The sequence below is a fragment of the Nitrosospira sp. NpAV genome, from assembly GCF_000832065.1.
Taxonomy (GTDB): domain Bacteria; phylum Pseudomonadota; class Gammaproteobacteria; order Burkholderiales; family Nitrosomonadaceae; genus Nitrosospira.
Genome location: NZ_JXQM01000131.1, coordinates 1 through 205, shown reverse-complemented (window position 1 = coordinate 205; position 205 = coordinate 1). Strand labels below are relative to the sequence as shown.

Here is a 205-nt window from a genome sequence, read left to right as displayed (position 1 = left end):
GGCTGGAGCCCGTTCGCAAGCTGGCTGGAAAACCCAAAGCTCCGGTTGAAGCAAGTGATGACGTGAAGCACCAACAGGCTTCAGTTGATAGCTTGAAAATATCTCTGGATCACCTGGAAAGCGTTCTTGAAGCCAAGCAGCTGAAAGAATCCAGACAGCTTATGAAAACTGCCCAGCAATATTACAAAGCCCTTGATCATCGCCA

General features: G+C 48.8%; 1 protein-coding gene. It reads left to right on the top strand.

The window, feature by feature from the left end; genetic code table 11:
- Positions 1 to 205: hypothetical protein (locus tag SQ11_RS17975; protein ID WP_041515126.1), on the top strand; the 205-nt coding region annotated here is incomplete at both ends.